Raw genomic sequence first — 21745 nt, forward strand, 5'->3', positions numbered from 1 at the left:
CTTTTGAACGCCGTGTATGAGAGGTCGTGAAAAAGCTGCCCTGCATCAAGTAATAAGAACGACCAAACATAAACAGCTTGTCATGTTTTTCGTTTGGTTGGGCTTATTACCGCAGATGCAAGCTTTTGAACGCCGTGTATGAGAGGTCGTGAAAAAGCTGTCCTGCATCAAGTAATAAGAACAGCCAAACAAAAATGGCTTCTCATATTTTTGCATAAATTTGGCTCCATACCGAGAAAATGGTTTTTGAACATCACTTATTCAAAATAAAAAAAGGTTGTGACACGAATTTTGTCACAACCTTTAAATGTATTCCTAGAGCAAATAAGCTAAGCGAAGAAATTCAATTCTGATTATTTATTGTATTTCTTTGTTCAGCATCCTTGCTAAAAGCCCATATTGGACAAAGTATTCACTACACCCATGATCTCATCTTTTCGAGAACGTGCTTTTTCTGTCGGATCTTCTACCTCTTCTGTGTCGATTCGAACAATAAATTTCCGATTCATCGTCACGTAAGCACCGTCGTTGATCAAAATAAACAGTTCGTTCTCATTATAGTCTGCACAGGCATCTTTCCATACGTCAAAGCCGTTTTTTTCAGAAGGGATATCCCGTTTAACAACAGTTTTTCCACTTAATTCGTGGAACGTTACGTCATAGTATTTCATTGTCTCAACCTCTTTCGTCATTCAATATTTTGGACCTGTTCTCTGATTTTTTCTAAGATCGTCTTGGATTGGACGACTTGATTTTTAATTTCGATTGCGTTTGATTTGGAACCGATCGTGTTGATTTCCCGATTCATTTCCTGGATCAGAAAATCTAATTCCCGACCTACAGGACATTGGGCCTCGATAAGTTCATCTAGTTTTTGGACATGGATTGCCAAACGATCCAGTTCCTCGTGGATATCTCCACGTTCCAGCAAGATAGCCAACTCCGTCAGCAACCGTTGCTCATCCACTTTCGCTCCAAGAAATTCCTCCAGCTTTTTTTGATACCTTAATTGAAACTCCTGTTCATAGACGTCTACAAAACTATTGAGTTTTTTTAGTACTTGTTTGAATTCTTCCGTGTTCTTTTTCAGCACCGAAGCTAAGGCTTGTCCTTCTTTTTCTCGACTGGCTTCAATAGAATCAAGTGCACTTTTCAATGTATCTAGAGCTAACTGTGCCAATTCTTCCATGCTCTCTTCCGGTTTTTCTTCTACCGTTACGAAGTTTTCATCCAGCGCGAAGCGTTCCGCCAGCCGACGAATTGACACTTGATTTTGACTCCCGTATCGTTGTTGAATCCCGTCTGTCAATTGGGTGATAAGTGAATCAATCAATTCCCAATTGATGACGATCTGCTTTTCGTTTTTGCCAATATAAGCTAGATTCACAAATACCTCGATCCGTCCGCGGCTTAACTGCTGTTTGATAAGCTGCCGAAAATCGTTTTCAATAAAATTCAGGATTTTAGGACTTCGTATTTGGACATCTAGAAAACGCTGATTGACACTTTTTATTTCGATATCTAGCTGATATGCTTTTGTTTCGCGGATGGCTTTGCCAAAACCAGTCATACTTTTCATTCGACAGGGTCCTTCCTCATTACATATTTTCTATTGCTTTTTGCAGTTGTTCAAACTCTTCGTTCGTCAGTGTCAGCCCTTTCCCCATCTTTTCATGGTCGGGTGCCCAATCTCGAAGATCGAATTTCGGCGGACGACCATTCCAGCTGACTAAGTTCAGCTCTTTACGCCATCCTTTGTTGTTTTCTGATAAAACAGCGATTTCTTCTACGATTTCATATGAAAATTCTTGTGCCATGGTTGTTCCTCCTTGAGATAATATAAATATAGGATCAGTAATGTGTCAACTGGCTGTTCAAGCAGTTCACGCTGCAAACGATCCTTACATTTTTCTTGCAGCAGTTTTTCAAAATAAACGGCTTTCGTGCGTTCATTTTGTATTTTCTGCTGATATTTTCGATACCTCCGCCATTCTTCTGTACTTAATTGACCAACTTGTGCCAATAAATCGTCTGGCATACTTTTTCTATCTTGTTGGCAGATCATTTGAAACATCCAATCTACCTCATAGACTTTGTTTGGCAATAAAAAATGTTTTTTTGCTAAAAGTTCCAGCATCGCCAGTCCGCATGTTTCTGGTTCGACCCTGTTCTTATATATATTACGCAGTTTTTGCCAAAATTTTATGGTTTTGAAAAAAGATAGCTCTAACTGAAGTTCTTTTATTAAGTAAGATAAAAATCCACGCCAGCATGTTCCTGCTTGTTTGACAGAATCAAATGTATACCAATTCCCGTAATAACAGCCTAATCGTTTTTTCATTTCCAGATAGCCTAATTGTAAATTTAATTGGTTTCTTTGGCTATCAAAAAGCAGAAAGCTGCCAAGCGTCCACAATGTTTGACATCTCCAATGGATAAACGTATCTGGCACACGGATTCTTTTCACTGGCCCTGGTCCTTGCACATCCACGACAAACGCCTCTGTTGCGCCTTCGTTAATCGCGATGTCAATAGGGATTTTGTTACGAAATCCACCGTCTGCGTATTTATTTTTTCCGATCTTTCGGTAAGCCATAGCAGGATAAAATGAAGCAGAGGCAAGTATCCAATCTGGTATTTCTTCTGTTTCTGTCTGTTGGATAGCAGTCACTACTTCCGCTAGTTCCGGCAATTTAGTAGACACCGTGTATAAACGTATTTTGGAATTGTATTTGAGCAAAGACAAATCTAAATTTTCCTTGACCAGCTTTTCCAATGGCGCAGACGAAACCCCACCTTCAACTAGTGCCGTTTTCGTCATTTGGCGTCTTTCTTGATAGAAACGTTCACGCAAGTTTTCAACGGCAGCCATTTCTGGCAACGCAAGCACTTGTCTTGTTGATAGCTTTTTCCATAAACCCACAGCTTTTTCCATGTCTCCTTGTAAAATCAATGCGCCGTTCAGCGCACCTACCGAGGTCCCAGTAATGATTTCAAAGCGGATGTTATGTTCCTTCAGCGCCTGCCATACACCAATCTGATAGGCACCGTGTGCTCCCCCTCCTCCTAATACAAGTGCTGTGTGATAGACCAGCTTTTTATTTAGTTTCATGGTTCCTTGATAGCCGTTTTTATGAAAAATACGCAACCATTCTTCTGATAGAGGAGATTGAAATAAAAAACAACAGTTTTCTTTAATAAAAAAACGAGCACAAGCTTCCATATGCTGAAAAAGTTTTTGCCATTTAAAAGTTTCGCCTTCGATCAGCAAGTTATTAAAAATAACATCTTCTCTACTTTTATCAATAGTAAAATAGATGGTATATTTTTTTGATACTGCTTCAAAGGCACATTGCTTTTTTGCAGAACGCCAAAATGCTTCTCTACTTTCTTGATGGCTTTGAAAAAACGGAAGAGGTTGTTTTGCTTGGTTGATACGCGAATACAGCGACATTTTCTGTGAAAAGTAAACTTTTTTTATCTCCATCGCTTTCTCCTTTTTCTTCAAGTATACCAGTACGTCGAAAAAAGGTCATGAGTATCGTATTCGACTTTGGATATTCCATAAGAAAACAATTCATAAAACCTTCTTTAAATAAAAAATACAAAAATTAATTGAAAATGAGAGTATTTTCAATGAAAACGTGATTTTGTAATGGAATTTTAAAATAAAAGAAACAAGCTTTTTTTATGCAAATGTTGTAAAATAAAAGAGATTAAGAGGAAATAAGAGGAGGAACATGATGACTGAGTCAGTTTATGTACATATTGATACCACAAGTAATGCTGTTTTAACAAAAGGACTGACTGCTACTGATTTTGCAAACAGTATCGTGCATTTTCCTCAAAACTTGCTCTTACTCGATCCATCTGCTTCTGCTGGAGAATACGAATCTCATACAGGGCTGAAAGTAATCCGTGGTACAGAAAATATCCAGCGTTTCTTTTCCTCTTCTCGAAACAGGCGTGGATTCGATGAATTGAAGTGGATTGACTTTACTGATTTAACGATGCTGAAAGAATTGACACCTTTAGAAATTTCAGAATTGTTATATTTTGGCCATATGAAAACACATCTCCACTCACCATTTTTTTATAAGCTACAAAATAATTTCGTGTACTTCGACCTGAACGATCAATTGAACCGAATTTATTATCGCTATTTAGATGAATTTTACAGGATTTTTGCTAGTAAATTAAGTTCTATCCTGTCAGATAAGATCAATGTAAAAAAATCCTTTTTCAAAAAGGAAACACCTGTTGAAAAAATCAGTGTGGAATTATTGAAAGAAATGCGTAATTTAATGCAGGAAGGGATCATTTTTTCTTTTGATCAAGTTGGTTTGATCGATGACGAATACCGTATTCCTATTTATGTGATTGAGGACTATATTTGGAAATTGAAAGGTACTCGGTATCGGGAAGAAGAAGTCGTCGCTACTTTAATCTACTCTGTCAACGATCGGCGCTGGCAATTGGTAGAAGATGCCGGTCTTTCTTATCTGCCATTTAAGTGAATCTATTTCTTGCCGAAAAACAAAAAGGAAACAAGAAACTAGGACATGATTCTGTCTCAAGTTTTTTGTTTCCTTTTTATTTAAAGATTCTGTCGTTTATCTGGCACAAAAAGTGATGGAATCGTTTGTTGGATCCCTAATAAAACGATCATCGTCACAATCGCTGTGCTCAACCCGCTAGCACCATTCATTACGAAAGAAAAGAGCCAAGGATTCATTCCCCATAGTGCATAGGCTCCCCAGAAAACAACTCCCGCAATAAAATGCCAAAAATATCTGGAAAGTGCGCCAATCAATGCACCAAACACTATGTTTTTTCTGATTTGTTTCGTATTTCCATCTGCATAGCTTTTCTGGACATTTGAAGCCATGAGCCCTGCTGCACCTGCAAAAGTATAAGCAATCGGATACTCAATCAACACTTGAACGACACTTAAATAATAAACTTGTCCCAACGGAAAGTGTAAGATCCCCCAAATGAAACCTGCTAGCATACCTGCCTTTGTCCCTCTTCTTAATGCAAAAAGCGTCAACGGAATCTGCCCCAATGAAATAGAAAAACTGCTGCCAATCTGGATTGGTATCAATGACAGCACCATCGCTAACGCTGCAACAATCGTTCCTTCTACCCAAACTCTATTTTTTCCCATAAAAAAACTTCCTCCTTTGAATAAAAAAGTCACAAAGGAGGAAGCAGCTTTCGAAAAATTTCAAATAGCTGTTTTTTCACAATTCCTACGCTCGCATAACCGAAACAGGTACGAAGGGTTTAGAAATAGATTCAATCTCAGCCCAATTGGACTCCCCTTTGTGAGTTTATTTATTATTTATTTTTTGTTTCAAATAATGGACTAACTGGTTTGTTTTCATGGATACGTTTGATTGCATCTCCCATTAATCCGCCAACACTTACTTCATCGATTTTATCGATTTTACGATCTTCTGGAAGATAGATCGAGTCTGTGACAACTAGTCGCTCGATAGCTGAATCTTCTATTCTTTGTAAAGCAGGACCAGATAATACTGGATGGGTACATGAAGCATACACACTTGTTGCACCAGCTTCTTTCAAAGCATTGGCAGCCAATGTGATTGTACCTGCTGTATCGATCATATCGTCGATCAGTACACAAGTTTTACCTTTGACTTGTCCAATGATGTTCATTACTTCTGCAACATTTGCTTTCGGACGGCGTTTGTCGATGATCGCAATCGGAGATTTCAAGAATTCCGCTAATTTACGTGCTCGTGTAACGCCACCGTGGTCTGGTGAAACAACGACAACATCATCACCTTTGATTCCTTTTTCCAAGAAATAATTAGCAATAAGTGGTGCACCCATCAAATGATCGACTGGAATATCAAAGAAACCTTGGATTTGGACTGCATGAAGGTCCAAAGTCAGCATTCGTGTTGCACCGGCTTTTTGGATCATGTTTGCTACTAATTTCGCTGTGATTGGTTCCCGTGCACGTGCTTTACGATCTTGACGCGCATAACCATAATAAGGCATGACTACGTTGATTGTTTTCGCACTTGCTCGTTTCAGTGCATCAATCATGATCAGCAACTCCATCAAGTTATCATTGACTGGGCTGCTCGTTGATTGGATCACATAGACATGCGATCCACGAATACTTTCTTCAATGTTTACTTGAATTTCTCCATCACTAAATTGAGTAACAGATGATTTTCCTAACTCGACACCGACTGCTGCTGCAATTTTCTCTGCTAATGGGCGATTGGAATTTAACGCAAAAATTTTTAATCTTGGGTCAAAGTAATGTTTTGACATGGGGACCTCCACTTTCTTTTTCACAACTCTAGAATTCTACCTAATAAATAGTAGTCATATTTTTTAAATAAATCAAGTGATTTTGCAAAAGTCTTAGTTTAGATAAGGGAGTTTTTTTGCATATCCTTCTTTATTGACTTGTCTTGCTCTCGCAATTGCCAACGCATATTCTGGAATATTGTCTGTAATTGTTGACCCGGCAGCAATCGAACTGTTTTTAGCTACCTCGACAGGTCCGATGATATTCGTGCTAGAACCAATAAAGCTGTGGTCACCGACAGTCGTATGATGTTTGTTCTTTCCATCATAGTTGACGAAGACAACACCACATCCGACATTGATCTCTTCTCCCAACGTAGCATCACCAACATAAGTCAAGTGACCGACTTTCGTTCCTTTGCCGATTTGAGCATTTTTCACTTCCACAAAGTTTCCGATATGGACGTTTTCGCCAATTTCAGCTTTTGGTCGTAAATGTGCATAAGGTCCCACATCTGCATGTTTCTTGACATGGCTGCTTTCAATGACTGAGTTTTCAATGACGACGTGATCCTCAATCCTACTGTCTACGATTTTTGAATGTGCCCCGATGACACAATCAGAACCGATGACTGTATTGCCTTGGATTTGTACACCTGCTTCGATCAATGTGTCTGGACCAATCTCTACGCCTGCATCGATGTATGTCGTTGCTGAATCGACAAAGCTTACGCCATTGACCATATGCATCTGGTTGATCCGCTTTCTCATGATCTCATTTGCTTTAGCTAACGCGATTCGATCATTGACTCCCATTGATTCTTCGAAATCATCTGTTTGATAAGCAGCAACTGTATTGCCTTCTTCTTTTAAGATTTCGATGATATCGGTCAGATAGTATTCACCTTGAGCATTGTTTGTTCCGACTTTGCTTAACGCATCGAACAAAGCTTCGTTGTCAAAACAGTATGTTCCTGTATTGATTTCTTGTACAAGTGCTTCTTCTGGTGTTGCGTCTTTTTGTTCCACGATTTTTTCTACGATCCCAATATGATCACGAATGATCCGACCATATCCTGTTGGGTTTTCTGCTTGTGCCGTCAAGATTGTCGCACTTGCATTTTTTCCTTGGTGATATTCAAAAAGATTGTTCAGCGTTTCAGTAGTCAATAACGGTGTATCGCCACTGATAACTAACGTCGTTCCTTTTTTTCCTTCCAAGAAAGAAGCGGCTTGCAAAACAGCATGTCCTGTTCCCAATTGTTCTGCTTGTAACGCATATTTACTGCGTTCTCCTAGTTGTGCTTTAACTTGTTCTGCTCCGTGTCCAACGATCGTAATCACTTCATCTGGTTTCGTTTCACTGACCCGATTAATGATATGTTCTACCATAGGTTTACCAGAAACGGGATGTAAAACTTTATATAATTTTGACTTCATGCGGGTACCTTTCCCTGCCGCCAAAATAATTGCATAACGTGCGTCCAACTGCGTCACTCCTAAATATAGTTTGCTGATTTCAGTTTATCCCAGTATACCCATTTTTTCAACAAAACAAGTGATTTTCTTTTATCCCAGCGTTTTCTGGATAAAAAAATAGATAGACCATAACGGGCCTATCTATTTGGTAACCAGTGCTCTCCTGCCAACTCCTCGGTCACAAGTCACACTACTCATAAAACATGAAAAGCTGTTTTTTGAAATCGTTTCTTGTGACTTAGAGTTAAACGGTAGGCTTACAACCTCTTCATTAAACGGTTTTCAATCAGCTGACCTTCGGTATTAGCTCAATAAACGGCAAAATATGAGGAGCAATTTTTCCGTTTATTGAGCTAATACTCAGGACAGGACGCTGATTTCACAACCTCTAGATAAACGGTGTTCAAAAGCCAGTTTCTCGGTATTAAGCCAAATTTATGAAAAAATGTGGAAAGCCATTTTCACAAAATTTTTCTTACTACTCGAAACTAAGCGGCTTTTTCACAACCTCTTATTCTGAAAAATAATTTCCCGGCACAACCGTAATATTTTTCGTTTGAGTATCTACATCTTTGACATAAAGCAGTGACGTATAATCATCGATGGCGCGATGACCGTTGAATTTTGATTCGGCAAATACAGTGATGCCAACAAGTTCTGATTCGAATTCTTCAATCAAGCTCTTCATTCCGTTGACTGTTCCGCCGCCTTTCATGAAATCATCCACTACAAGGACACGTGAACCACGTTTCAAACTTCTCTTAGACAGTTCCATCTTTTCAATTCTTTCAGAAGATCCAGACACATAGTTGACACTTACTGTTGATCCTTCTGTTATTTTTGAGTCCCGGCGTACAATAACGAATGGCGCATTCAGATAATAGGACACAGCTTGGGCAATAGGTACGCCTTTTGTGGCTACAGTCATTACAGCATCGATTTTTTCACCAAGGTATTTAGAAGCAATGATTCTTCCAACTTGACGCAGCAGTTCAGGTTCTCCTAACAAATCAGAGAGATAAACATATCCTCCTGGAAGCAGACGGTCTTGTTCTGATAGACGTTCTGCTAGAGATTCAATATATTTTTTCGCCTCTTCATATGAAATTTCAGGGATGAACAATACACCACCTGCAGCACCTGGGATTGTTTCCAAGGTTCCATACCCTCGTTCTTTAAATGTTTTCTTGATGATTCCCAAATCTTCACTGATAGAAGATTTAGCAGATTCATAACGTTCGGCAAAGCTTGTTAAGGAAATCAATTCATGCGGGTGATTCAATAAATACTGTGTCATGTCAACTAGACGTTCACTGCGACGTACTTTCACCTATTCCAACTCCTTTTAAGAAATTTTATCGTTTTACATTATATAAGTTTTTCTTCAAAAATTCGAGCATTTTATGAAAAAATAAGAAAATAGTTCGGTATTTATTAAAATAAAAAGAAGCCTATAAAAAATTTTTCGTTTTTATAAGGCTTCTTTTCTTTATAATTTAGTTATTTTTTCTTCTGAAGGCAACCAATATTCGTTTGATGATATTGACAATCAGGAACAAAGCAATAAAGACTAATGTGATTGTTGCTCCTGGAGGTGTATCTAGATAAAACGAGCTAGTTAGTCCTGACAGCATCCCTAGAAATCCTACACAAACACTGATAGCAATCACGACATTGAAGCTTTTGCCTAATCGCATACCGATTGCTGCGGGAAGAACCATGATTGCGGATATCAAAAGTGCACCGGCAATCGGGATCATCACAGCAATAGCCACACCAGTAATCACATTGAACATCATCGACATCAAATGAACGGGTAGCCCATCCACGTGGGCAGTATCTTCATCAAAAGTCAGAACATACATCGGCCGTTTGAATAAAAAGAACAATATACCGATGGCAACGAATAAGATTCCTAAAAAGATGACTTGCTCCCATGTAATGGTCACGATCGAACCAAACAGATAGGATTGGATACTTGTTGCTGAATTCCCTCCGCTCAAATTCATCAATACTAACGCTAGCGCCAAACCACCAGCCATTAAAATGGCAATGGAGATTTCTGAATAGGTTCGGTAGATCGTTCGCAGATACTCCAATATCACAGCTGCTAATACAACGACTAGCATGGTCGTAAGTGTAGGATTAAGGTTCAAAAAGAATCCTAACGCTACCCCTGCTAAAGAGACATGAGAAAGCGTATCAGCCATCAGCGATTGTCTTCTGATCACTAAAAACACACCTAGCATCGGGGCGATTCCGGCAATGAAGATAGCGGCAAGAAACGCTCTTCTCATGAATTCATATGAAAGCAACGCCATTGAGAATCCTCCTTTCTCACCAGTCGGATCTGTCTGTCCGCATACTGTTTGATATCTTCATGATCATGGGTGATCATTAGAACTGATTTCCCATGGACATGCGCACTATGTCGGAGAAGACGATAAAATTCATTTCTGGATTCTTCATCCATACCTGTTGTTGGTTCATCAAGAACAAATAAGTCAGGGTCAGTAGCAAAAATACGCGCTAAACTGATTCGCTGCTTTTGTCCGCCAGACAATTCACCTATTCGCCGATTTCGCATATCCCACATCCCTACAGCTTCTAAAGCACGCTGTACATGTTGATGATCTTTTTCAGAGAGACGCTTGAACCAGCGGCCTCTTGGATATCTTCCTGAACGGACTAATTCGATCACCGTACTAGGAAAACCTGCATTGAAAGATGCAACTTGTTGAGGAATATAACCGATACTTAATTTTTTTCCTTCTTGATTTTTCTCAGCAATCTTTATCATTCCTTTTGAAGGTTTCAGTAATCCTAACGATGCTTTCACCAAGGTTGACTTGGCTGCTCCATTTTCTCCAGTTAAAATGACAAATTCACCCGCATCTACATGATAAGAGACATCTTCTAGTACAGGTTCATCATCATAGTAAAAGGTCAAATCAGATATTTCGATATAACGCACCTTACAACCTCCATTCTAAAACTTAATTGATACTTTCTTTTAAAGCTTTCAGATTTTTTTCCATGACAGAAATATAATTTTCGCCTGCTTTGATTTGTTCATTAGTCAAGCTTTCTAAAGGATTCAACACTTCTAGCTTCACTCCTGTTTCATTCGACAATGTCTCAGCTACCTTCGAAGAGGCATTTTCTTCAAAATAAATCACTTTGATGTTGTTTTTCTTCACAAATTCTTTTAGTTCAGCTAAGCGGCTTGGTGTGGGTTCCTGATCCGGTGAAACGCCCGAAATCGCTACTTGTTTTAAGTCGTATTGATTCGCTAAATAAGCAAAAGCAGCATGCTGAGTGACAAATGTGCGGTTTGTTGCATCTTTTAGCCCATCGGAGTATTTTTGATCCAGTGCTTCAAGCTTTTTGATATAAGCATCGGCATTCTTCGTAAAAGTTTCCTTTTTATCTGGATATTTTTCGCCTAATTCTTCAGCAATCGTTCTGACTTCTTTTATAGCTAATACCGGATCGAGCCAAACATGTGGATCGTATTCATGTGAATGACCATGCCCTTCTTCTGATTCTTCATGTTCGTCTGCTTCTTGCGATTCTAAACGGTCGATTCCTTTAGCTGCTTCGATCATCAAGGTCTGTTTGCTATCCACTGAATCCTTTAATGAATCCACGAAAAATTCCATGTCTGAACTATTATACACGAAAACATCTGCATCGGAAATTTCTGCTCTTTCTTTTGCACTTGGTTCGAAATCATGCGGCTCCGTTCCAGCAGGGATCAAAAGTTTCACGTTTCCTTCATCCCCTACGATTTCTTTTGTAAAATCATACATCGGATAAAAAGTCGTAACGATCGTCAAATCCTCTTTTTTGTCTGCTTCCTTGTTCATATTTCCACATGCTGCAAACAGTAAAGCACCTATCATTACCGTAGCTGTCAAAAGATATTTTTTCATTTATATGCTCCTTTCAATGAACAAATCGGAATTTTACGATTTATTAACGAGAACTAATGTATCAAAATAAAAAAACACAGTCAATAGAAATCCATCAATTTCTGATTTAAACATGTATATTCTTGATTAAATCGTAAAATGGATGAGTTGCTGCTCATATCTAGTCATTTCACTACAATAAAAAACTGAAGAATACCACTTTAGGATTCCTCAGTTTTTCATCACCTATTTTACTTTTTATGTTTTATTGCAGGGTTCGTACTAAATAAACTTCCTCACAAAAACCTTTTAACCCATTATATACTCTCTGCGCTCTTGAATAATGTTGACACAAGGCAAAAACGGTTGGTCCACTTCCACTCATTAATGCAGCATCTGCTCCGTACTTGATCATACGCTCTTTGATTTGATGGATGACTGGATGCCGCTTTCCCGTTATATCTTCTAAACTATTTCCCATTTTTTTGATCATCTGCTGATAATCTTGCTCTCGGATGGCTTCAACAAGTCCGTGGATGTCTTGATGTTGGATGGCTTGCGTATCTACTTCTCTAAACACTGTACGTGTAGAGACACTCATTCTTGGTTTGACCAACACAACCCAGCACTGTGGCATAGAAGGTAATACTTGGATTTCTTCCCCTTTGCCACCGACAAATGCCGTACTTCCGTAGACACAATAAGGAACATCTGTACCGACTTCCAAACCGATTTCTGCCAGTTCTTCTAACGAACAGCCCAAATTCCATAATTGGTTGATCCCTCTTAGAGCAGCTGCACAGTCTGTACTTCCTCCGCCTAATCCAGCTGCTACTGGAATATTCTTCTTAACAAAGATCTTGACACCGGTTTTGATATTGTATTTATTTTTTAACAATAAAGCAGCTTGATAAACATTGTTCCGTTCATCTACCGGTAAAAATGCTTTATTTGTTTCTACAATGATTTTGTCTTCTGTTATTTCTTCAAAAAATAGATGATCTGCCAAGTCTACGCTCGACATCACCATTTCCAACTCATGATACCCATCTTGCCGTCTATATAATACATCCAGTCCTAAATTTATCTTGGCTGGCGCTTTTTCAATCAATTCCATCCTCTCACCCATTCGAAAAGTCTAAGTCGCAAGTATTCTATCATAGGGAAAAATAAAAGTATAGCTTATGTCTGCCTAGTGGTTGATTTTGTCATCGTTTCAACAGCTCTCATAGAATTTTCTCTTCATAATCCAAATAAACTCTAGTGATTCTTATAATTCTGTGAGCACTTCTTCTGCCAAACTCGGCACATTTCCTTTTTCTTTCCCTATCAGACTGAGCAGCTGCATGGTAGCAAATCCGAAATTACTTCCTTTCCGATATGCAAAGTAGCGACCTTCCCAATGATCGACATATTTTAATTTCTTTTCATAAGCAGACTGGAAGGAATAGAAAAAATTACCATAATTATATACGATATGCATGACTTTTTCTTGAAAGAAAGAAAAATCTGTTTCTCCAACATTTGCTAAAGGGGCTAATCCTAGATTTGCTTCCAGATAGCCCATTTTCTCGTATACAATGAACAAATTAGCTAATAGATAATCCGCTAATTCTTCAGGCTCTTCAGGCAAGATTCGCAGTAAATCATACCCCGCTTGCTCCTTCGTCATCGGTTGAGCGGTGATGAAGCCCACGACTTTTTGCTCTTTACGGACAATACCGACGCCACTAGACAATACATAGGATTCATCGAATCGTCCCACAGAAAAGTATTTTTCTCGTGCACCGTGAAGCCATTTTTGTGAAACTTCATTTACAGCTTGATGTAATTCTTCTGGTAGTTGGTCATACCAAGTGAAATGGTATCCTTCTTTCATCAAACGTTGATATTCAAGTTGCTGACTCAGCCGAGACAAGTCTTCTGTCGCTAGATCAACAATTCCTGCTTCACCTACTTTCGTGAAATGAAAGCCCAATTCGTGAAGCATCACTACGTAGCTTTCTGATATCTTATAAAAAGCAAGCTGATAACCTAAACAATCTGCTCGTTTCATGAACTGATTCGTTGCTGCCTGCATCATTTTGGGATTACCAATTGGATCTCCTAAAACAAAGCATTTATTCCCTTTGATTTGATAGCCAAAAACGACTTGGTCATGGTCGTCTTTTTGGTAATAAAAATAACTGTATCCTGGCAAGCGAAGCTGATGGCTTGTAGCTGTGCCTCCATATGTTTCCAATAAACGGTCAAAACGTTCTTTTTCGTACTCACTGCCAAGCGTCGTAGTATCTTCTGCTAAGTATTGATAAAGCGCCACTAAAGCTAGCAATGAGATGCCCAAACCAATGAGCCCTGAGAACCACACATCATCTGAAGGAAACAAAATAAAATGGTTACCTGTTATCCGTCCAACTAAAAAGCGTCCACTATGATAACCTGCAATTGCGTAAACAATAAACAAGAAACCGAACAAGCTAGCATCAAATAGTATAGCTCCCCAAGAATAAACGAATTTTGTTCGATAAAATTCTTTTCTAGATAACCACACAGCTAATAGAATCAAGACATATACCAATAACAATTGCCAAGATAGTGTACGTGTGATCGTATTTAAAATACCAAAAGCTAGTAAAGCAATCGTAGGCAGAAATGCCTTTTTGACTTTTACTGAAAGCGCTCGAGCAAGACCGAGCAATAAAAAGCCCACTAATAGGTTCAATGTCTGGTCTAAAAAGTTGAACGAGAACGGCAATAACACCTGAAACAGCCGACTAATTGCAGACAGATTAGTGATCGTTGACAGGAGTACCATCATGATTCCTGCAAAATATACAGCACTTACGAGCACGATATGCGCAACCTTTTGGAAAAATAATCGCGGTATATTATCTAAAAATCGATTGATTTTGACTCCTGTATGTGTGATGAACAATAGAAGTCCCGTCAAAAAAGGCAGGACATAATAAAACAACCGATAATATAACAACCAAACTACTGCTACGTCTTGCCGAACAGACAATTGACTCATTCCTAAAATCATCAAAACATCAAAAGTCCCCATTCCACCTGGGACCATTGTCAACATTCCTATCAGCGTCGCAATCATGAACATAGGATAGATCGAAAACATGGAAATATCTATTCTCATCAACTTGCCGATAGTCAGAAATACCGCAAGTGCCCCTGTCCATTGTCCAAAAGATGCCAGTAGCAGACCAAACAAGCCTTTTGGATAAAACTCAGAGAACAAGGACTTTCTCTTTAGATAAGCAAAAAAGAAAATGACTGGCGCTAAAAAACTACCGCCGAAAAGCCAGATCCAATAGCTCCGAAAAATACTTTCTGACTGAATAAAAAAGACATCAATAAATGTAAGAAACGACCATACAGACAAACCAGTCAGCATAAATAGCGCGACTTTTGAAACAGTCACTAACACCATTTTCCTATTTGTCTGCTTTCCATAAAAACTAGCCCGAAGACTGGCTCCTACCACACCACCAAAACCGGCGAGATTGTTGATCGTGTTTGTTACCCACGCAGCAAGAAGGAACTCTTTTCTTTCCATTTTTGGTTTTCCTTGTTTTTCTAAGACTCTGATCGTCACCCAATCATACAACAACATCGGAGTGACACCCAGCAGTCCAGCCAGAATCATGAGTAGAATCGTCATGTGGCTTTGTTGTCCCATCCTTTGCCAAATATCTTGCCAACTCATGCCATTAGCAATATTTGCGACTTGATTTGCCACAAAGACTAACACGGAGCCGAAAAAAATCAATTTTAAAATCAGACTATGTTCCTTTATCCATTGCAGCATCAAGTATCGTTTATTTTTCACATTTTCCCATTCCTAACTTGTATACTTTTGTGTTATACCCCAATGTTATCTTATTTATTTTAATTTTTCCACTTTAGACCTGTTCTTTGCTTGCGATCATAGAAAAAGAAAGATATCCTAATGCTAAAGGAGAGGATAACATGAAAGTAGGATTTATCGGCACAGGGAATATGGCACAAGCTATTATTGATGGTTTATTGAAAACAGGAACAGTCTCGAAAGAAGAAGTGTTCGTTTCCAGTGGTCATTTTGAAAATGCACAAACATTCGCTGCTGAAACTGGCGTCCATGCGTGCAAAAGCAACCAAGAAGTTGCATCAAAATCAGATATCGTTCTTTTAGCCGTGAAACCAAAAATCATTGAAAAAGTATTGAAAGAACTAAAAGAATACAGCCAGAAGGTCTTATTCATTTCTATTGCTTCAGGAAAATCATTAACAGATTTAGAAACAGCGCTTGAAGATCCTCAGGCCTCCATCGTACGTGTGATGCCGAATGTCAATGTCAGCGTAGGAGCAGGCGTTTCTGCGATTTGCAAAAATGAAGCTGCCACGGAGGAACAGCTTCAACAAGCCACGATAATTTTTGAAGCAATTGGTAGCGTCTATCCCTTAGCAGAAGCAGATTTCAGTACATTCATCGGCCTTGCTGGCAGCTCGCCCGCATTCATTTATATGCTGATCGATGCGATGGGACGGACTGGTGTATTAAATGGTTTGTCCAAACAGACGGCCACTGAAATTGCTGCAAAAGCAATCATGGGTTCTTGTCAAAAATTCCTTTCAAGTGATAAAAATCCATGGGAACTTGTAGACCAAGTTTCTTCTCCTGGTGGTACGACCGTTGCCGGTGTAGTTGCCCTAGAAGAAGCAGGATTCATCCCAGCAATCATCAAAGGAATCAATACGACGATCGAGAAAGATCTTGAGATGTTGAATAAAAAATAATAATAGCAATGTTTTTTCGTACCTTACAAAAAAAGAAGAGCTGCGGCTTTTGCCGCGACTCTTCTTTTGTGTTTACTGTTATTTAGCATAATCAGTTGCGCGAGTTTCCCGAATAACGATTACTTTGATATGTCCAGGATAATCCAACTCTTCTTCGATTCGTTTACGGATATCGCGTACTAAACGAACAGCGTCCAGATCCGAGATTTCTTCTGGTTTGACCATTACCCGAACTTCGCGTCCAGCTTGAACTGCGTAACTTGATTCTACACCGGCGAAGCTGTTCGAAATATTTTCCAGACTTCTTAAACGACGGATGTAGTTTTCCAATGATTCACTTCGCGCACCAGGTCTTGCTGCTGAAAGCGCGTCTGCTGCAGCTACAAGGACAGAGATAACAGAAGTCGCTTCCACATCGCCATGGTGAGAAGCGATTGCGTTGATTACTACTGGGTTTTCTTTGTACTTGGCAGCTAATTCCGCACCGATCTCAACGTGAGATCCTTCAATCTCATGGTCAAGTGCTTTTCCAATATCATGAAGCAACCCGGCACGTTTTGCTAATTGGATATCTTCGCCAAGTTCTGCTGCTAAGATACCAGCTAATTTTGCAACTTCGACCGAATGCTTCAAGACGTTTTGTCCGTAACTAGTTCTGAATCTCAGACGTCCGATGATCTTGATTAGATCTGGATGAAGTGTATGGGCACCGACTTCAAATGCTGCTTCTTCCCCATATTCACGAATACGTTCATCCATTTCTTTACGAGATTTCTCGACCATTTCTTCAATTCGTGCTGGATGGATTCGTCCATCTTGTATCAGTTTTTCCAAGGTCATTCGTGCGATTTCTCTTCGGATTGGATCAAATCCGGAAAGAACAACTGCTTCAGGTGTGTCATCGATGATCAAATCGATACCAGTCAGCGTCTCAAGCGTTCGAATATTACGACCTTCTCGTCCAATGATACGACCTTTCATTTCATCATTCGGAAGGGTAACGACTGAAACAGTCGTTTCTGAAACTTGATCTGCTGCGCAGCGTTGAATCGCTAATGATAATAAGTTTTTCGCTTTGCGATCTGCTTCTTCTTTGGCACGCTGTTCAGATTCTTTTACCATTAGAGTTAACTCATGATTCAGCTCTTCTTCAGTCGATTTCATGATGACATCTCGTGCGTCCTCTTTTGATAAACCAGCAATTTTTTCTAGTTCTTTTTGTTGATCTTCAATCATTTTTTCAACGTCTTTTTCTCGCTCTTCAATTAATTGCTGTTTTGAACTAAGTGCTTCTTCTTTACTTTCAAGTGAGTTCTCGCGTTTTTCTAACGAGTCATCTTTACGATTCAGCGTTTGTTCGCGTTGAATCAAACGATTCTCTTGAGATTTTAATTCTAACTTACTTTCTCTCAGCTCACTTTCAACTTCAGAACGGTATTTCTGATTTTCTTCCTTAGCTTCTAACAATGCTTCTTTTTTTAGAGTTTCTGCTTCTTTCTTTGCACTATCGATGATCCCAGCAGCTGATGATTGTGCACCAGCTATTTCTTTCTCGTGACGTGACTTTGCGACCATAAACCCTAAACCAAGACCGACAATTAAACCGATGATAGCGAGGAGAATGTTGAATACCATAAAATCCACCTCCATACTATCTTTTTCATTTTTATCATCTATACAGCTTCTATGATAAATTATTCTAAACTTGTCAATATGCATCTTCGCATATATGTGTACAAAAAACATGCACAACTTTATTCTAATGTTTGTACCCCGTAGTGTCAACTTTAAATAAACAAAGAAACGGCTTTCCGTTCATTCATTAAACGGTGGTTTTTAGAATAAATGACACTAGTTTCATATAAGTAAACCTTTAAGTTGAGAAACTTTTTCACTAAATTACTTTTTGTAGTCGAATAGATATTTTTTATTTTATGTAGCTACTCGTATGATTAAATAACTCAAGATTTCTTTGTTCTTTATTCAATAAAAAACGGCAGATCAAGGAGAGTATCTACTCTTCAGACCAGCCGTTTTTGTTTATCATGATTTTTATTCTTCTAAAGGCAATTCTTCTTGTCCTTTTGTATCTTCTGGGACAGCCACTTCTTCACCAATGCCATAAGCTGCTCTAACTAGAGCAGAAACTTCTGCCATCATTTCAGGATGATTAGCCATATAGATTTTAGCATTTTCCCGTCCTTGACCAATCCGATCTTCTTTATAAGAATACCAAGCACCGCTTTTATCAACGATGTCTTTTTCTACTGCCATATCTAGAAGTTCTCCTTCTTGTGAGATCCCTAAACCATACATGACATCTACTTCAGCGATTTTGAAAGGAGGTGCTACTTTGTTTTTTACGACTTTGATCTTTGTACGGTTACCAACAATATCTGTACCTTGTTTCAATTGTTCTGCACGACGTACTTCTAAACGGATCGTTGCGTAGAATTTCAATGCGCGTCCTCCAGGAGTGATTTCTGGATTCCCAAACATTACGCCTACTTTTTCACGGATTTGGTTGATGAAAATAGCGATTGTTTTTGTTTTGTTGATCGAACCAGAGAGTTTACGCAATGCTTGAGACATCAAACGTGCTTGTAACCCGACATGTGAGTCACCCATTTCGCCGTCGATTTCTGCTCGTGGAACTAAAGCGGCAACTGAATCGACTACTACGATGTCTACAGCTCCACTTGATACTAAAGCATCAGCGATCTCCAGACCTTGTTCTCCTGTATCAGGCTGTGAAAGAAGTAGTTCATCGATATTCACACCTAATTTTTGTGCATATTGCGGATCTAACGCATGCTCAGCATCAATGAAAGCGGCCGTTCCGCCATTTTTTTGTACTTCTGCAATAGCGTGTAGCGCCACTGTTGTTTTACCTGAACTTTCAGGTCCGTATACTTCGATAATACGTCCACGGGGATAACCGCCGACACCTAAAGCGACATCTAACGCAAGAGAGCCACTTGGAATTGTAGAGATTTGTTGGTCGATTTTTTCGCCCAATTTCATAATAGAGCCTTTACCATAGCTCTTTTCAATTTTTTTCAGTGCAGCATCTAAGGCTGCTTTACGATCATCTGCCAATACGATAATCCTCCTTATATTTACAAATCAGAGCAACATTTCATTATCCTTATCATATCGTTTTTAGTAATAAAAAGCAAGAAAAAACCGAACAAATATTCGCATTTATCATTTTCTTAAAAGCTGTTTTCTCAAAAGATCAAATCCTTGCATAACCGTATTATATCTGATAGCCGCACGGTCTCTGGCAAAATGATATTTTTCTGAAACCACGCCATCTTTAGATGAAATAGCGATCCATACTGTTCCTGCAGGGTGACCTTCTAATGTGTCCGGTCCAGCCACTCCGGTGAAAGCTACACTGTAATCTGTTCTTGCTATCTCACGTGCTTGAATGGCCATCTGCTCCACACATTCTTTGCTGACTGTTCCATATTCTGCTAATAGCTCCGGATCAATCTCCAGAAAACCAGCTTTTGTTTGGAGCGAGTAGGTAACAAAGCCGCCTGGAAATACTTCAGATACACCAGCAATATCGCCCAATGCGGCTTGGAAGGCACCGGCTGTCAAGCTTTCCGCCGCTGTTACAGTCTGCTTGTTTTCTTTCAGCAGTTCCACTACGACTTTTGCTAACGAATTATCATCGCCATATCCATAAAAATATTCTCCTACTCGTTCTTGAATCTTTTCTTCCAATGCTAAAAGAGCTTGATTTCCTGCCTGAACATCCTTTGTTTTTACTGTTAGACGCAATGTCACTTCATTTGGTTTGGCATAAGGAGCGATCGTTGGATTAATCTGTGTCTCGATTAAATCTTTTAGTTCAGTGACCAGTCGCGATTCACCAATCCCATAAAAGCGCAAAACTTTAGAAATCAGTTTTTCTTCAGAAGGAAAACGTTCCTCTAGTAAAGGACGTACTTGTTCCACAAACATTGGTTTCAACTCATTAGGCGGACCGGGAAGAAGGATATATGCATGTGTATCTGTTTGATAAAAAGTCCCTAAAGCAAGCCCTGTACGATTTGGTAGAGGAACCCCACCTTCGATGATTTGAGACTGTTGCAGATTGTTTTTGGTCATTTTTCGATGGGTTGTTTCAAAATATGCCAATAATTTTTTGTATCCTTCCGTATTTTGTATGAGAGACTTACCGAGGTGAGCCGCAGTTGCTTCTTTTGTCAGATCATCTTCTGTCGGCCCTAATCCGCCACATAAGAGTATGAGTTCACTTCTTGTTTCAGCTAGAGCAATCAACTCTTCTAAACGCTGCTGATTATCTCCTACGACGGTCTGATAATAAACTTCGATACCTAGATCAGCTAGCTGTTCTGACAAGAAAGTGGCATTCGTATTCACGACTTGTCCTAGTAAAAGTTCTGTTCCGACAGCTATTATTTCTGCTTTCATTACTTCCCGCTCCCTTATATAGTATACGCTGTACTTATATATTTTTTTATTTAAAAAGAGGGCAAGGCTGATCCATGGACCAGCCTCTCCCCAGTTCTTTTTTCATTATATGATCAAATTATTTTCACTTTATCAAGAACCGACGAATCTGACCATCCACAAAACAAGACCTACATTGATCCTTTGAACACGCCGCTATTTTTGATGAAGTAATCCGCACCTGAATAGATAGTAAAAATCAGACAAGCATAGAGCATGATTTGGTCTACTGGAATACTAATCAGATTGAATGGGATATTATTGATAAACAGCAAGATAATAGCAACCATTTGTGTAGCCGTCTTGACTTTTCCCGGCCAAGCAGCAGCCATGACTTCTCCATGTTCGACAAGTAGTAAACGTAAGCCTGTGACGGCTAATTCGCGGCAGACAATAATCGCGACTACCCAACCTGGGGCCTTTCCTTGGTCAACCAACATGATAAAAGCGGTCATAACTAGCATTTTATCTGCCAGTGGGTCCGCAAATTTGCCAAAGTTAGTGACAAGACCTCGTGCACGGGCAATTTTTCCGTCTAACCAGTCTGTGATGCTGGCTAATGCAAAAATAACTGCGCCTACTAGCTGCGTGACAGCCAGTGTGGTGTCCCCTACGTTAAGTTGTCCCCAATCTAACGGTAATCCTACAACCAAAATGAAAATCGGGATCATACAAATTCTAAGTACAGTTAATTTATTTGGTAAATTCACATTATCGACTCCTTTCTTCCCTATTCTACGTGACTATCCGCGAAGTTTCCACCGATATTATTTACTTTTCCA

The 21745-nt window shown here is 39.3% G+C and carries 19 protein-coding genes and 1 riboswitch; of the genes, 2 read left to right on the forward strand and 17 right to left on the reverse strand.

Features of this window, described 5'->3' with window-relative positions; translation table 11 throughout:
* Window positions 1-386: 386 nt before the first annotated feature.
* From AB3I27_RS10530 to AB3I27_RS10545, 4 genes are read right to left on the reverse strand one after another with little or no spacing between them, the layout of a single operon-like run.
* Window positions 387-671 (reverse strand): hypothetical protein, encoded by a 285-nt coding sequence (locus tag AB3I27_RS10530; RefSeq protein WP_002287356.1) that lies wholly within the window; start codon window positions 669-671, stop codon window positions 387-389.
* Between the two features lie 17 nt (window positions 672-688).
* A complete protein-coding gene (locus tag AB3I27_RS10535) occupies window positions 689-1579 on the reverse strand; it encodes a YicC/YloC family endoribonuclease (RefSeq protein ID WP_002293063.1) in 891 nt (296 codons plus the stop codon).
* A gap of 19 nt (window positions 1580-1598) precedes the next feature.
* A complete protein-coding gene (locus tag AB3I27_RS10540) occupies window positions 1599-1817 on the reverse strand; it encodes a YdbC family protein (protein WP_002293064.1) in 219 nt (72 codons plus the stop codon).
* Window positions 1787-3487 (reverse strand): patatin-like phospholipase family protein, encoded by a 1701-nt coding sequence (locus AB3I27_RS10545; RefSeq protein ID WP_104760128.1) that lies wholly within the window; start codon window positions 3485-3487, stop codon window positions 1787-1789. Before AB3I27_RS10545 ends, AB3I27_RS10540 begins: the two co-directional genes overlap by 31 nt.
* Before the next feature lie 256 nt (window positions 3488-3743).
* Between AB3I27_RS10545 and AB3I27_RS10550 the strand changes: the two genes are divergently transcribed.
* Window positions 3744-4517: a hypothetical protein gene (locus AB3I27_RS10550; protein ID WP_104771599.1), complete on the forward strand. Its 774-nt coding sequence runs from the start codon at window positions 3744-3746 to the stop codon at window positions 4515-4517.
* Window positions 4518-4597: 80 nt separating this feature from the next.
* Here the strand turns inward: AB3I27_RS10550 and thiT are convergent, their stop codons facing one another.
* From thiT to mprF, 9 genes are all read right to left on the reverse strand, one after another.
* Window positions 4598-5167, reverse strand: coding sequence for an energy-coupled thiamine transporter ThiT (thiT, locus tag AB3I27_RS10555; protein WP_002293068.1), 570 nt, complete (start codon window positions 5165-5167; stop codon window positions 4598-4600).
* A 65-nt stretch (window positions 5168-5232) separates the two neighbouring features.
* A riboswitch (TPP riboswitch) is annotated at window positions 5233-5335 on the reverse strand.
* 5 nt (window positions 5336-5340) lie between these two features.
* Window positions 5341-6312: a ribose-phosphate diphosphokinase gene (locus AB3I27_RS10560; protein ID WP_002287347.1), complete on the reverse strand. Its 972-nt coding sequence runs from the start codon at window positions 6310-6312 to the stop codon at window positions 5341-5343.
* 93 nt (window positions 6313-6405) lie between these two features.
* Window positions 6406-7779: a bifunctional UDP-N-acetylglucosamine diphosphorylase/glucosamine-1-phosphate N-acetyltransferase GlmU gene (gene glmU / locus AB3I27_RS10565; RefSeq protein ID WP_002298200.1), complete on the reverse strand. Its 1374-nt coding sequence runs from the start codon at window positions 7777-7779 to the stop codon at window positions 6406-6408.
* A 502-nt stretch (window positions 7780-8281) separates the two neighbouring features.
* The gene (gene purR, locus AB3I27_RS10570) at window positions 8282-9100 is read right to left on the reverse strand and encodes a pur operon repressor (RefSeq protein ID WP_002287345.1); all 819 of its coding nucleotides are present in this window, start codon (window positions 9098-9100) and stop codon (window positions 8282-8284) included.
* 166 nt (window positions 9101-9266) lie between these two features.
* On the reverse strand, window positions 9267-10091 hold the full coding sequence (locus AB3I27_RS10575) for a metal ABC transporter permease (RefSeq protein ID WP_002287344.1): 825 nt from the start codon (window positions 10089-10091) through the stop codon (window positions 9267-9269).
* The gene (locus AB3I27_RS10580) at window positions 10064-10744 is read right to left on the reverse strand and encodes a metal ABC transporter ATP-binding protein (protein WP_002287343.1); all 681 of its coding nucleotides are present in this window, start codon (window positions 10742-10744) and stop codon (window positions 10064-10066) included. Before AB3I27_RS10580 ends, AB3I27_RS10575 begins: the two co-directional genes overlap by 28 nt.
* Before the next feature lie 22 nt (window positions 10745-10766).
* Window positions 10767-11705, reverse strand: coding sequence for a metal ABC transporter substrate-binding protein (locus AB3I27_RS10585; protein ID WP_002345655.1), 939 nt, complete (start codon window positions 11703-11705; stop codon window positions 10767-10769).
* A 244-nt stretch (window positions 11706-11949) separates the two neighbouring features.
* Window positions 11950-12801, reverse strand: a complete 852-nt coding sequence (gene ispE / locus AB3I27_RS10590) for a 4-(cytidine 5'-diphospho)-2-C-methyl-D-erythritol kinase (protein ID WP_002307715.1) — start codon at window positions 12799-12801, stop codon at window positions 11950-11952.
* A gap of 153 nt (window positions 12802-12954) precedes the next feature.
* Entirely contained in the window at window positions 12955-15528 is a 2574-nt protein-coding gene (gene mprF / locus AB3I27_RS10595; RefSeq protein WP_002310438.1) for a bifunctional lysylphosphatidylglycerol flippase/synthetase MprF, read from the reverse strand.
* A gap of 140 nt (window positions 15529-15668) precedes the next feature.
* Between mprF and proC the strand changes: the two genes are divergently transcribed.
* Window positions 15669-16475: a pyrroline-5-carboxylate reductase gene (gene proC / locus AB3I27_RS10600; protein WP_002310439.1), complete on the forward strand. Its 807-nt coding sequence runs from the start codon at window positions 15669-15671 to the stop codon at window positions 16473-16475.
* Between the two features lie 78 nt (window positions 16476-16553).
* Here proC and rny read toward each other — a convergent pair whose 3' ends face one another.
* The 4 genes from rny to pgsA form a co-directional block, all read right to left on the reverse strand.
* Entirely contained in the window at window positions 16554-18110 is a 1557-nt protein-coding gene (gene rny, locus AB3I27_RS10605) for a ribonuclease Y (protein ID WP_002287336.1), read from the reverse strand.
* A gap of 417 nt (window positions 18111-18527) precedes the next feature.
* Window positions 18528-19574, reverse strand: a complete 1047-nt coding sequence (gene recA / locus AB3I27_RS10610; RefSeq protein ID WP_002310440.1) for a recombinase RecA — start codon at window positions 19572-19574, stop codon at window positions 18528-18530.
* 108 nt (window positions 19575-19682) lie between these two features.
* Window positions 19683-20924 carry a competence/damage-inducible protein A gene (locus tag AB3I27_RS10615; RefSeq protein WP_002310441.1) on the reverse strand — a complete coding sequence of 414 codons (1242 nt, stop codon included), beginning with the start codon at window positions 20922-20924 and terminating at the stop codon, window positions 19683-19685.
* A gap of 170 nt (window positions 20925-21094) precedes the next feature.
* Window positions 21095-21673 carry a CDP-diacylglycerol--glycerol-3-phosphate 3-phosphatidyltransferase gene (pgsA, locus tag AB3I27_RS10620; RefSeq protein ID WP_002310442.1) on the reverse strand — a complete coding sequence of 193 codons (579 nt, stop codon included), beginning with the start codon at window positions 21671-21673 and terminating at the stop codon, window positions 21095-21097.
* Window positions 21674-21745 lie beyond the last annotated feature (72 nt).

Source organism: Enterococcus sp. C46 (assembly GCF_040887565.1).
Taxonomy (GTDB): domain Bacteria; phylum Bacillota; class Bacilli; order Lactobacillales; family Enterococcaceae; genus Enterococcus_B; species Enterococcus_B lactis.